Genomic DNA, 12740 nt, shown 5'->3' with positions numbered 1-12740 from the left:
TATGGGAAATAAAACATCATGGCTATATCGTGTTGGGTGGTTAATTTTTCTATGGGGAGCAAGTGTTGTTGGTTTAGGAATCATTGCCTTTCTTATCCGAATGCTTATGATCCTGGCAGGCTTCAAAGTATAAATTTCTGAATAGTGTAAGGTACAACGAGCCCCCTTTCATTACTTTTAATCAATTATTTTGGGGAATCTACGTAAATATCGCGTAATAAATGACAGGCTAAGGAAAAGTTTACAATAAGTTAGAAACTTTCTTTTAAATTCCATACCTGATTTATTTGAACTTTTAAAAGCCCTATCAGAACAAACCGACAGAGCTTTTTAAAAGTTATTAACTATCTTACGCCATAGCAGCGGCTTTCTTTTCCTTTTCTTTGGCAATTACTGCTTCAGCTACATTGTTTGGACAAGCAGCATAGTGCGAGAATTCCATTGAGAATTGACCACGACCCGAGGTAAGGGTACGCAAGGTACTGATGTAACCAAACATTTCTGAAAGAGGAACATCAGCCTTAATGCGAACACCAGCTGCACTGGGTTCCTGGCCCGAGATCATGCCACGACGACGGTTCAAGTCACCAATCACATTACCTACATCCTCTTCCGTACTGTAAACGTCAACCTTCATGATTGGTTCAAGCAATTGGGGGGCAGCTTTGGGTATGGATTGACGGAAAGCACTTTTCGCAGCAATTTCAAATGCGATTGCCGAGGAATCAACGGCATGATAAGCACCATCGGTGAGATTAACTACAACATCCAATACGGGGAACCCTGCCAACGTACCTGAATCCATCATTGAACGGAACCCTTTCTCAATTGCCGGGAAGAATTCTTTAGGAACGTTCCCACCCACCACGGAGGTGATGAAAGTGAATCCAGTATTTGGTTCGCCTGGAGAAATAGTATAGTCAATTTTACCGTATTGACCAGCACCACCTGATTGTTTCTTGTGGGTATAGCTGTCCTGAATCGATTTGGTGATGGTTTCGCGATAGGCAACCTGTGGTTGGCCTACTATTAACTCAACATCGTAAGTACGCTTTAGAATATCCACTTTAATATCAAGATGTAATTCACCCATGCCACGAAGAATGGTTTCACCTGAATCTTGATCAGTTTCCACTCTAAACGTTGGATCTTCTGCAACCATCTTACCAATAGCAATTGACATTTTTTCGGTGGCGCCTTTATCTTTTGGCGTCACTGCAATCGAGATAACGGGCTCAGGGAAAACCATCGCTTCAAGTGTACACTCATGATTAGGATCACAAAGAGTGTGGCCAGTTCGAACGTTTTTCATGCCCACAATCGCGATGATGTCGCCTGCTTCAGCACTTTGTAATTCATTGCGCTCATTCGCCTGCATCTCAACCATACGGCCGACACGTTCCGTTTTACCGGTAAAGGAGTTAAGGATAGTATCCCCTTTATTCAGTTTTCCTGAATAGATACGCACGAAGGTTAAAGCACCAAAACGGTCATCCATAATTTTAAATGCCAAGGCACGAAATGGCTCATCAGGAGAAACAATAGCGAATTGACCATTTGGCTCACCTTCAGCGTTGGTCAAAGGTTGTGGATTCACTTCATGGGGAGCAGGCAAATAGTCAACCACTGCATCCAATAATAGCTGCATCCCTTTGTTCTTAAAGGCCGAACCACAATAAGTTGGGAAGAAAGCTAGTTCGAGCGTACCTTTACGAATACAACGCTTAATGTCTTCTATTGAAGGCTCCTCTCCTTCTAAATAAGCCATCAGCAACTCATCATCCATTTCAAGTGCGGTTTCAATTAATTGCCCGCGATACATTTCAACGTCGTCAACCATATCGGCTGGTACGTCAGTAATTTTGTAATTTTCTGGCTGGCCAGACTCGTCCCAAACATACGCTTTACGGGTTAATACATCGACAACACCTACGAAGCTGTCTTCAAAGCCAATGGGTAAAGTCATAATTAAAGGATTTGCACCCAATACTTTTTTAATTTGTTCAGTAACTTTCAAGAAGTTCGCACCGATACGGTCTAGTTTGTTTACAAAAATCAAACGAGATACTTTTGAGTTGTTCGCATAACGCCAGTTTGTTTCTGATTGAGGTTCTACACCGCCAGAACCACAGAATACCCCGATGCCGCCATCGAGTACTTTCAGTGAACGATATACCTCTACAGTGAAGTCGACGTGTCCTGGGGTATCGATAACGTTGAAGCGATGACCTTTCCAGAAACAGCTTACTGCTGCTGACTGAATGGTAATACCGCGCTCCGCTTCCTGTTCCATGAAATCAGTTGTTGATTCACCATCGTGAACTTCACCTATTTTGTGGATTCTACCAGTGAGTTTAAGAATTCGTTCGGTAGTGGTGGTTTTTCCGGCATCTACGTGGGCGAAGATACCAATATTTCTGTAAAGGTTTAAATCAGTCATAGCACTCTTATAAAATTTAATGGTTAAAAATTTGTCACATATTGTACAGTATTTTATCCGGATTTGCAGCAAAAACTTGCTCCATTAATCTTTTTTTTATAAATATTTCTCCTATTGCTCGTTACAAAATTAAACGAAGCCGTTGTAGGTCGGGCATTGGCCCGACAAAACTCACGCAGAGAAACCATATTTTTATTGGTAAAGCTTAACAGCTAACGCTCAATATTAATTTTAGGAAGAGTTCTTTTCCCTTCTTCGGTAAACAATTTAAAATAAAAATTTCCAAATACACATTTGTATTTTTTCTGGGTAGCATTATCCTTGACAATATTGCTATTGAACTTTGAATTTAAAATGTGTGTAGGCGGAATAGCGTTTGACAGCTGCATTGGATGTCGAAAAGATTTTTCCTGCAAAACTTGGAAAGAAATTAAATGCTACTATATTCGAATTTTTACATCGAATGGCGACGGAAGTTTTTCTGGTTAGCGGAGTATTGAAATAGGCGGAGCGGGATGCCCTCAAGAAGCTCCTGGAGTTATATAAAATACCTTTTCGCTTAATCTCCGCCTAAAAGATCTTATGGTTGATGGCTACTATCTTACTGCATGACATTATTCTGATTTATTAAAATGCACTTACCGAAGAGGTGCTAATGCCTCTTAAGCGAGTAAACCACATTAGCCCCCGAATCAGTTATTAAACTCAACGATGACTTATTATCGGGCAGTTATGAATGAATTTCTTTTCTTAATGCAAAAATCCTAAGCCTATTATGCCAGCAATAATCAGATAAATAGCAACAATATAATTTAATAATCGAGGTATAAGCAGTATTAGAATTCCAGCAATTAATGAAATAAGGGGTGTGATATGGGCGGTAAACATGTTTTTCTCTCCTCCATGAATTCAATATAATAATTATAGCAGCAATTCCGTTTTCCCTAGGTCGGCTTGATGTAGATTATTTTGAACAATAATTTTTTCCATAGTGATTCTTCTGCCTTTCTTATAAGGTTCTACTGGCCTTCTAACGAAAATACCAATATATAAAAACCACATTCAGATTTTTTCTATGATTATCAAATCAATTTTAAAAAAATTGTCGAGCCAAGGCCCGACCTACACCGACGGCTTAGGCATTTTCCTGCTATACTTACTTATGCCTGAGTTATTATCGTTTTCGAAAGATTTTTTTCTGACTGTTTTTCAAACAAATCGATCAACTTTATACTTCCGTACTCAGAAAGATGCAATTGATCACGATAGAATGGAAGACCGTTTGTATCTGTCATTGAGCATTTTTTGCTATCACAAAATAAATCATTCGGATCAAAAAAAACAACATTTGGATTGGTTTTTGATATTGCTTTAATTACTGATTGACTCAATTGAGTAAGAGAGTTCCTTTCTTTCAAATCGGAAATACATCCAGTAGATCTGCTAAATGGTCTAATACAGCTTTTGACATCTTTATTAAAAAGAAGATGAGGTAAAAAGATAATAACTTTTATATGATTCTTTTCTAGAAAATCTATTTTTCTTTTCAAGCGAGAAATGTAATCCTCTGACGGTGAGGCAAATAGACCTGCAATTATTGCATATTTTAGGGAGCCAACGTTTTGTTTAATAATATTATTTATAAACTTTTCTTGGTGTATGGGTCTCTCCCCCGCACAAGGAAAAGCTGGATCGGAAATATCAACTGACTTAGTTTTGTCAACTTTGGCCGCATCGCACGTGCCAATAGAAAGTATGGTCTCATTCGAGAATAGCTTACTATTTAATAACCCAGGATATAGCTGGTTTGCAAAACTATTCCCAAGCAAAATAACGGTTGGTTTCTTGTTTTTATTGGTCATACAAAACCACCATCGATAATCTTTTGCTTCATCAAAAGGATAGCGGTTTAAGCAAGTATCATTTTGTGTGTATTGCCAGGCAGGACCTACAAACTGGGCGTTTACTTCATTAAAATTTTTCCAGAAGGGTCTATTTAAAAAACCCTCCTTACTATTACAATAAAATCCCATTAAAGCAATCACCAACATAATCAAGATCAATAAATACACAATAAAATTTTTTTGATTTAAGCGTATTGGTTTCTCAACAAAAGAGTAGGTTCCCCAGGCGAACATAATCGAGATTAAAATAATCATTAATCCTGCTTTTATTCCTATATGATCCCCTTTCAGAATGAATGCGAAAGAAAGGATGGGCCAATGCCATAAATATAATGGGAAACTGATTAATCCGATCCAAATCAAAATACGATTGGATAAGATAACTTTGTTAAACCAGGCTCTAGGTCCAGCTAAAATAATCAACAAGGTTCCGATATTGGGTAAGATTGCCCACCAGCCCGGAAAAATTTTGGTTTTGTTAATAAATAAAAGGCTGATACCGAGTAAGATAAAACCCATTAACGAGCTAACATGTTGTAAAATATAATATTTTTTGTTTATATAACTCGCGCTCTGGAAGAGAGTTTTTCCTGATGTTAAGCGATTCTTATACAATGCAGCTGGCTTGTTGACAGTGCCTCTGGCTAAGCTATGTTCTGTGTCTTGTTCGCAAGACCTAGCGGCCGGAACAGCGGTTGAGACTTGTTTTTTAAAGATAAAATAGGCTAAAAGAGACCCTGCTACTAACTCCCAGAAACGAGTTTGGGGTGAGTAGAAAGCGGCGACTAAGTCGCGGTGCACCACGCTAATATTTAAGGTTAAGGAAACTATAAAAATAATCAACAGAACAAATGGAATAATCCGGGGCTTTTTCCAGATAAGATATAATAATAATGGCCAAATAATATAATATTGTTCTTCAATCCCTAGAGACCAAAGATGGAGTAAAGGCTTTGTTTCAGCCAAATTATCAAAATAACCCGCTTCAGACCAAAAAGTAAAATTTGAAAAAAAACCCGCACCGCTCAAAACGTGCTTACCTAGCTGTGCAAATTCATGCGGGAATAAAATAAACCACCCTACTATTAAACAAACTAACAATGTAATTAGAAGTGCTGGGAAAATTCTCTTGATACGACGACTATAAAATCTAAAGATGTTAAAATTATCATTAGTTAAATTATTAAGAATAATGCTGGAAATTAAAAAGCCCGAGATCACAAAAAAAATATCAACACCGATAAAGCCGCCTTTTATCAAAGTTGGAAAGACATGGAACCCAACTACTGATAAAACAGCAATTGCTCGCAAACCATCAATATCAGGTCGATAGTTGAGATCATAGTTAGACATTTTAATTTCCTTTTAAAATCAAGGTGCTTTCGTCATGTGCACATAATTAGCAGTAGATTATTCCAATTTTCAAATCATTGATAGATAAATTATTAGAAAATTGCATAGCCCTAGTAGGATGCCAAATAATAAAAAAGTAACAGCTTATGTGGGACTCTATGAATTAAAAAATCCACTAACTACATCAGCTTTCAAATCAAATTTTTCCTTATTTGTACTCTCCTTTTCCTGAAAAAAATGATGTGGATTTTTTTTTTCATACTGGCTTTTTATAAAGGTTTGTATGCTTGAAAAGAATGCTTCTGGAACATCAGATTCCATTGAATGATCTGCATTAGGAAATACGATAAACTTATTGTCTGGAATCCTGCTCGCCATAAATTCGGAATGTCTTTTATCGGTAACCCAATCTTCTTCCCCTACCAGAATGAGCGTTTTGCAGGCTATTTCATGCAAGCGATCTTCATAATCAAATGTTCGTAAAAATCCGCCAAATCCCTGGTTCAAAGGTTCGTGAGCAAAAGCATATTCCGGAGCTGGTCGACTTACAGGGAGCTTGTGTCTTTTTTTCCAAGAATACATGGAATCCATGGCATCAAAAAATTTATCTACCTCTTCATCACTTTTAAAACTCCCTTCCCATAACTGTTCACAGGCTTTTTGTTGCTCCAGGGTAGCTCTTTTTTCAACATTTATGCGCGCCGTCTCAATATTTTTATAGCTTGGAGAACCTGCTGCCAGAATAAGACTGGAAACATGTTTCGGATAATCAAGGGTATATCCCAATGCACACATAGCTCCGTAAGATTTACCCAATAAAACTATTTCATCCAAATTAAGGTATTTACGAATTTCATTAACATCTTGGATGTAGTTTTGCATGGTATATGAAGAAGGTTCGTGTTTATCGCTTAACCCACATCCTCTTGGATCAATGAATACCATATTACCTGTCTTACATAAGCATTCGTAATCCTTGTAGTGCGAATGGTTGGCACCAGGTCCGCCAGGAAGCATAAAAACATACGGCATTTTGTCGAGATTGTCCTCATTTTCACTGACTATCCGTATATGCAATCTGGTTTCCGGGCCATTATCTCTCACAGGGATATCAATAAACAAATCCTTAATCCACATGTAGTTCTCCTGATTTAAAAATAAATTCTAACACCCTTTTTCCCGATTGCAGCGGTATAAGCGATTCTGTTATAAAGACTCTTTAGCCGAGTTGGTGGCTTCAATCAGATTGGAGTGAAGAATTATATTCTGGTTTCCCAAAAAAATGCTATATCCAATAAAATAATATAAGTGTAGTCATTTCTTCTTTGACTATGCTCTACTTATTAATTTAAAAATTACTTTTTAGAAATTAATAACTTGAATTTTAAACAATAAAATCTAGTTCTCCAATCTCGTGAAAATTTTGAATTACAGAGGAGGTACTAATTACCGGAGCAAATAGAGGTCTTGGTTTGGAATATGCTCGCCAACTTAAAGATAAAGGATAATGATAGCCTATTATATCGTCTCATCATTGCTCAGGACACTGGGGATGCGATTCGTGGGGTAATGAGAGATGATGTTTACTGGGGTGGGGGTGAAGAAGCCTATACTTACTCTTTTCGAGTTAGTTATTCTTCTTTAAGCTTTTTGCGACGAGCAAGTTCTGCTTCCGATGGTTTATCCAGCGCGAATGACCCTATCTTGACATCTCCTGCACGCACGTATGAAGCAGCGATGACTCCACTTGGAGAAACCAAACTTTCCAGCAACTTGAATCCAACCGGAATTGTACCTTTATCAAACAGACGTTTGCCATTGCCGAGCGTGATGGGAAATATTTTCAGCCAAAGCTCATTAACTAGGTCATGCTTCAGAAGTGTTTGAATGAGATTACCGCTACCATATACTTGCAATTCAGGTCCATCTTGCTCCTTAAGCTTTCTAATTTCTTGCGTGATATTGTCACTGAGGAGCACAGAGTTCGACCAACTAAGATTCTCAAGCGCTGTTGAGACAACGTATTTTTTCACACTATTGAATTTATCCGCGATTGGATCATCTTTTATATATGGCCAATAAGCAGCAAATATCTCATACGTTTTCCTGCCAAGCAATAAATCAAAGGGATGGCCCATTTGTTTGTCCATCACTTTGCCAAGGAACTCATCAAAATAAGGAAAGGTCCAACCTCCATATTTAAATCCGCCAGTGGGATCCTCTTCGGTCCCACCAGGAGCCTGCATCACACCGTCAAGAGATATAAATGATAGAACTACTAGTTTTCTCATTTTATTTTCCTTCATAAGCTCGCTTAAGCGTCGCGATATCAAATTTCTTCATTTGTAAAAATGCTTGCGTTAGCCGATCAATCTGCTTCCGGGTGCCATTTTTCATCATTTCGCCCAAAGCGATGGGAACTACCTGCCATGAAATTCCGTACTTATCCTTAAGCCACCCACACTGCTCCGCTTCCGGTACTGCAGAGAGCCTCTTCCAGTAATAATCAATTTCTTCCTGAGTTTCACAATTCACCATGAACGATATCGCTTCGTTAAAAGTAAAATCATGATTTTGGGCACTCTCCATCGCAGCGAACCATTTGCCTGAAAGTATAAAATTGGCAAATGCAATTGTCCCTTCTTTTTCTGGAGCTTGAGTAGAACTATAATAAGTGACATTGCCCCATTTTGAGTTTTTAAATATCGATATATAGAAATTGATAGCCTCTTCTGCCTTACCGCACACATTCCCGACGAACAGGAACGACGGCATGATGTGGGGCTGTTCTTCACTCCCGATATCCGAAAGAATGAGTTGCCATGAAAGACCGTATTTGTCCTGAACCCATCCATAGTATTTGCTAAAAGGATATTCTTGAAGCGGCATGAGCGCCCTGCCGTTGCTAAGCAACTTGTTCCATAGCAAATCAAGTTTTTCCCTGGCATCCTTTTCCTCTGCCTTATTGAAATTTACGATAAAGGAAACCGAAGGATTGAGTTTAAAAAAAGGTCCTGCGCTGATCGCCATAAAAGACTGGCTTGAAAGCTCAAAAGAAACAACATCACAATCTCCCGATGGCGTGTCATGGAGTGTTGTAATATTCCTAATTTTCGAGTTAGGAAACAAAGAAGTATAAAACTCGACAGCTTCCCTGGCTTCCTTATCGAACCATAAATGTGGTGTTATCTTATCCATGTATCTGGTCCCTTTTAACTTGTTTACTGGGTGCAACTTCAGCGCTTGCTTACCTCAAAAGTTCTTCTGGTACTTATAATGTATATCCTTTAAAACGAAATTATAGTATTAACTTAGTATAAACAATTTCTTTGAATTATCATTATCCTTAATTATTGTTTCATAATTGTGATTGTTCTCAAATAGCATCTTTAGGGGTAAAATCGAGTTCGTAAATCTTATGGGATACAAAGGAATTATTGACAAAAACCCGCCAATCAATAGAGCACTTTAATTGATCCGTACTGATTGAATAATAACTATTTTTCCCATCTTTAGTTCGTAAACAAGATGTTGAACCCGCGTGCAGTAATGCACATTGTTCTCCTTGATTCTTGGTAATTAATGCTAAATTGGCATAATGCAGATGACCTGTACAAACGATATGAACAGAACCTTCTTTTAAATAATTTATAAATTCTTCCGCATTATTTAAGGGATGATGCATCCCTGAAAAATATTTAAGGTTATGATGAAAAAATAAAATATTTAATTGCTTTGAGGTACCTGAAAAATGTTTTTTTATACGACCTAATGTCTTTTTACTTAGCCTACCATCTTTAATCTGGTACGGGGTGGCACTATTAACTCCAAGAATATTTACTTCTTTATTATTAAAACTTACCTCCAGCTGAGTAGAAATATAGTCTTTATAGCGTTTAAATGGATATAAAAAACGGCGGATGGGATTATCAAAAGGAATATCATGATTGCCTGGAACAATAAGCAGAGGCATAGTTAAGTGCTGTAAGAATTCTAATAATTGTTTATATTGCTTAGGACGAGCTCTCTGTGTTAAGTCCCCAGATATAATAATAATATCGGGTTTCAATAAGTTTAGATCCTCCAGAAGAGATTCAATAATCATAGAATTATGCATTCCAAAATGAAGATCGGAAATATGTATTATTTTCATGATGAACTCTTCAGAAGAGTTAAAGAGCGGGGTAAAGTTCGATAATACAATGGAGTTTTTGTTTTGATGGTATCGCCATCTACAGAGATTTTAATTTCTTTCTCATTATTAAAATGGATTTCAATAGGATGTTTTGATTGAATTTTTTCAAAGAGATTTTTACTGAAAAATAGGCTTTGTATTATTTTAAATAGTTGAATTTTTCCCTGTTTAAAATAATAAAGTCCGAGCAATGCTTTTTGAAAGCTATCCCTTTTAATTGTTGCAGGAAACTTATAAGAATATACATTATTACTGACCATCAAAAAAGAAGTGTGAAACGATAAATCCAGGTTTTTGCTTTTTACAGTTAAAGAAAAGACTGGATGTTTTTTAAAACTCTGGATAAACCCCGGTATATAGCTTAACCACTTATTATAGCTCTTATTATACTGATCTCGTTTGTCGGCAAATTTTGGATAAAAGCCAATGGAAGAATTATTAATAAAAATAATGTCATTGACTGCAGCTAAGTCGATTTTAATTGTATGAGATTTTTTCAAACTGGTAACTATATCTTTAACGTCGCTAGGTAAGGCCTGTTCCTTAGCAAAATGGTTAAGAGTTCCTAAGGGAATTACCCCTAAAATTACTGAAGTATGGGCGCAATAATGAGCTGCTGTACGTATCGTCCCATCTCCTCCACCAATCAAAATAATTTTATATTTTTTAATACATTTCTTTATCGTTGCCGGCAAATTTTTTGGTGTAGCCTCATAGAGAATATAAGAAATATTCGCACTTTTTAAACCATCTAAATAGAGTATGGCTTTAGCGGAATTTTGGGCCATTTTATTTATAATAACAGCAATAGTATCCATCTATTCTCCTTTTGCTGTTAGAAAAGAACAATGTAATTTCTTATCTTACATTTTATTTCAAAAGTCACTTTATCATCCAATTTCTCATAATCAGATTGATAAAATCTGAAATAAATGAGCTTCTATTAAAAGTAATAGATTTCTTTTTGAATTAGTCAATAATTTTGTTAAAAATAAAACCAAGCGTATCCTATTTGTTCATTTAGGGACTCTTCTAACTACTAAAGTAATCCATGGGTGATAGTCTCTATCTAAATTTGACTACTCGCCGACTTTGAATTTAATTTTTTACGATTCCGAATAGGTTAACCCCGTTTGAAGCAAAGGGCCTACGCTTACTAATTAAGTCATTAACAAATTATTTAAACCTAGCTTGGTTTTGATTGAAAATATAAATTGGTTTAACTATGCTTTAAAAAGTATAACAATTGTAAGGATTTATGACATGCCAAACAGTATTGTTCCCTTCCGAGTAGATTTCGAAAAGAATGGTACTTCAATTTCATCTAGAGATCAGGCAATTAAAATTTTGGATGAAGTAGCGAGATTACACGCTAATGGAGCTAAAACGGTTGGGATCACCTATTCTGCCAATCAAGCTCAAACAGATAAAATTATAGATACTTACAATAAAGGTGGCTGGAAAACAGGTACAAATGGAGCGAATCAGGCATCTGTTATATCCGAAATCGAGCAACTACTCACTGAGCCAAAATATCAACATTTAAAGGGCGTATACCGGACAGTTCCTATTACCACGATGAAATTCGACAGCAAAGGAAATGCAGGGCCAGCTGATGATGATTCAGTAAAAAAAAGTCTTAGCCATGCTTCTCAATTTATGGATGATGGAGGCGTGTTACTAGGCTGGACTAATCAAAAAACCCCTGAAGGAAGATTGGCAATTGGTGGTGGTGTGGCTGCTGGTGTGCAGACATCAAGCCAAAAACAAATGATTAACGATTGGGTAAAGAACAATCTACAGCCACCAACTTTGGAAGACAATCTACCATTAGCACCTCCTAAGAAAACAGTTTCCGGGACTTCTGAGATGCAGGATCTGCAAGCTCTTGCCCGTAAGAAAAAGAGTACTAGTATTCAAAGTGAACAAACTGAAGCTTTGCTTGAAGCCTATAAAAAACATTGCGGGGAAAAATGGTTTAAGGATAACCCGCCTCAGAAAGATGAAGAGGGTCGATTAAACCTATCTTTTAAATCTGATGAGGACATGGCTGCCTTTTTTAAAGAGCAAGCTGACTTAGGAAAAAGTTTTATTATGATTGATGAAAAAACCAATAAAGTCATTGCTTTTTCTAATGGTGATGGAAAGCTCTACAGGCCAGGAAAAGATGGTCCGCAAGAGATTACAGATAAATCTATAACACCAAAAGAAAGTGAAATGAGCGATCTTCCCGAGCTTGATAAATTTAAAATGCCTTCAAAAGAAACAACACAAGAGTCTGTTACTCCGCTTCAGCAAGCGTAACCTGTGTGTTTTTCTTCGACTAATTAGCATGGGGAAAAAGGTTTTATTGCTGAGACAGCAATGAACTATTGGATATATATCTTTTAAATAGTGATTGTTTTATAAGTGCTGAGAATAAAAGATGATTACTCCACCTAAAACGCTTTTACCCCAATTTTTTGCCGAGCAAGGTTGCTTGATAAGAATGATAGGAGGAGCTCATGATGCAACGGAGAAAGAGAGCTTAGCCATTCAAGACATTGAAGATGGTGCGCTCTATAACCGCCCTTCTAGCTTTATTACAAAGAATGTTTCCGTGACTAAAAAGAGGTTAAATATGAACTTTTGGCAAGCCGCCTGCATTTTTTATTCAATGAACTTATATATTGTAATTTTTTCATAATCAATGACTTTATGAAAATCTAAAACTCCTTTATATGAAGTTATTTTTCCATAAAAATCAACCTGTAAGTTTAAAAGATTATTCAAAGATTCTTTGAGTTTATCATCTAAATTATTATACCAATTTGGGTTTATACTATATTATCATTATTGAAGAAAAAAT

The 12740-nt window shown here is 36.8% G+C and carries 11 protein-coding genes and 1 pseudogene; 4 read left to right on the top strand and 8 right to left on the bottom strand.

Translation table 11 applies throughout. The features are described from left to right. Window position 1 precedes the first annotated feature (1 nt). Window positions 2-133, top strand: a complete 132-nt coding sequence (locus LXO92_RS10225) for a DUF2474 domain-containing protein (protein WP_182352568.1) — start codon at window positions 2-4, stop codon at window positions 131-133. Window positions 134-349: 216 nt separating this feature from the next. Here the strand turns inward: LXO92_RS10225 and fusA are convergent, their stop codons facing one another. The 4 genes from fusA to LXO92_RS10205 all read right to left on the bottom strand — a co-directional run bounded on the left by fusA (window position 350) and on the right by LXO92_RS10205 (window position 6834). Next, window positions 350-2440 (bottom strand): elongation factor G, encoded by a 2091-nt coding sequence (fusA, locus tag LXO92_RS10220; protein WP_182352567.1) that lies wholly within the window; start codon window positions 2438-2440, stop codon window positions 350-352. A gap of 750 nt (window positions 2441-3190) precedes the next feature. Next, window positions 3191-3328: a DUF3096 domain-containing protein gene (locus tag LXO92_RS10215; RefSeq protein ID WP_182352566.1), complete on the bottom strand. Its 138-nt coding sequence runs from the start codon at window positions 3326-3328 to the stop codon at window positions 3191-3193. 272 nt (window positions 3329-3600) lie between these two features. Further along, complete coding sequence (locus LXO92_RS10210) at window positions 3601-5697, bottom strand: acyltransferase family protein (protein ID WP_182352565.1); 2097 nt, start codon at window positions 5695-5697, stop codon at window positions 3601-3603. A 156-nt stretch (window positions 5698-5853) separates the two neighbouring features. Further along, window positions 5854-6834: an alpha/beta fold hydrolase gene (locus LXO92_RS10205; RefSeq protein ID WP_182352564.1), complete on the bottom strand. Its 981-nt coding sequence runs from the start codon at window positions 6832-6834 to the stop codon at window positions 5854-5856. 330 nt (window positions 6835-7164) lie between these two features. Here LXO92_RS10205 and LXO92_RS17285 point away from each other — a divergent pair. Next, window positions 7165-7305: pseudogene (locus LXO92_RS17285) on the top strand (3D domain-containing protein); the annotation flags it as partial. A 23-nt stretch (window positions 7306-7328) separates the two neighbouring features. Here the strand turns inward: LXO92_RS17285 and LXO92_RS10195 are convergent. The 4 genes from LXO92_RS10195 to LXO92_RS10180 form a co-directional block, all read right to left on the bottom strand. Further along, window positions 7329-7988, bottom strand: a complete 660-nt coding sequence (locus LXO92_RS10195) for a dihydrofolate reductase family protein (protein ID WP_182352563.1) — start codon at window positions 7986-7988, stop codon at window positions 7329-7331. A gap of 1 nt (window position 7989) precedes the next feature. Next, window positions 7990-8895 (bottom strand): VOC family protein, encoded by a 906-nt coding sequence (locus tag LXO92_RS10190; protein ID WP_182352562.1) that lies wholly within the window; start codon window positions 8893-8895, stop codon window positions 7990-7992. 178 nt (window positions 8896-9073) lie between these two features. After that, complete coding sequence (locus LXO92_RS10185) at window positions 9074-9850, bottom strand: metallophosphoesterase family protein (RefSeq protein WP_232890901.1); 777 nt, start codon at window positions 9848-9850, stop codon at window positions 9074-9076. Then, a complete protein-coding gene (locus LXO92_RS10180) occupies window positions 9847-10710 on the bottom strand; it encodes a diacylglycerol kinase family protein (RefSeq protein ID WP_232890900.1) in 864 nt (287 codons plus the stop codon). The genes LXO92_RS10185 and LXO92_RS10180 overlap by 4 nt, the downstream gene beginning before the upstream one ends. 445 nt (window positions 10711-11155) lie before the next feature. Here LXO92_RS10180 and LXO92_RS10175 point away from each other — a divergent pair, with 445 nt between their 5' ends. Together LXO92_RS10175 and LXO92_RS10170 are read left to right on the top strand one after the other, a co-directional pair. Beyond that, the gene (locus tag LXO92_RS10175; protein WP_232890899.1) at window positions 11156-12196 is read left to right on the top strand and encodes a hypothetical protein; all 1041 of its coding nucleotides are present in this window, start codon (window positions 11156-11158) and stop codon (window positions 12194-12196) included. A 121-nt stretch (window positions 12197-12317) separates the two neighbouring features. Continuing rightward, window positions 12318-12578 (top strand): hypothetical protein, encoded by a 261-nt coding sequence (locus LXO92_RS10170; RefSeq protein WP_232890898.1) that lies wholly within the window; start codon window positions 12318-12320, stop codon window positions 12576-12578. Window positions 12579-12740 lie beyond the last annotated feature (162 nt).

This window comes from Legionella resiliens, from assembly GCF_021344005.1.
In the GTDB taxonomy this organism is placed as follows: domain Bacteria; phylum Pseudomonadota; class Gammaproteobacteria; order Legionellales; family Legionellaceae; genus Legionella; species Legionella resiliens.
This window is presented reverse-complemented; position numbering and strand designations above follow the sequence as displayed.